Here is a 442-nt window from a genome sequence, read left to right on the forward strand (position 1 = left end):
GTGCCGCGCGCGATGTACTCCTTGAGCACGTCGTTCTGGATCGTGCCGGTCAGCTTGTCCGCGCCGATGCCCTGTTCCTCGGCGACGAGTTGGTAGAGCAGGAGCAGCAGGGCGGCGGGCGCGTTGATCGTCATCGAGGTGGAGACCTTGTCCAGCGGGATCCCGCCGAACAGCACCCGCATGTCGTCGACCGAGTCGATGGCGACACCGACCTTGCCGACCTCGCCGTGGGCGAGGGGCGCGTCGGAGTCGTGGCCCATCTGGGTGGGCAGGTCGAACGCGACCGACAGGCCCATCGTGCCGTTGGCGATCAGCTGCTTGTACCGGGCGTTGGACTCCGCCGCCGTACCGAACCCGGCGTACTGCCGCATCGTCCACGGCCGCCCGGTGTACATCGTCGGATACACACCCCGCGTGAACGGAAACGCCCCCGGCTCCCCCA

The 442-nt window shown here is 68.3% G+C and carries 1 protein-coding gene; it reads right to left on the bottom strand.

Going from position 1 to position 442, the window contains the following annotated elements:
* On the bottom strand, nucleotides 1–442 hold a 442-nt coding region (locus tag IO29_RS31320), incomplete at both ends, for a methylmalonyl-CoA mutase family protein (protein ID WP_234316402.1).

Origin of the sequence: Streptomyces sp. NRRL F-6676 (assembly GCF_000725625.1) — a bacterium.
Taxonomy (GTDB): domain Bacteria; phylum Actinomycetota; class Actinomycetes; order Streptomycetales; family Streptomycetaceae; genus Streptomyces.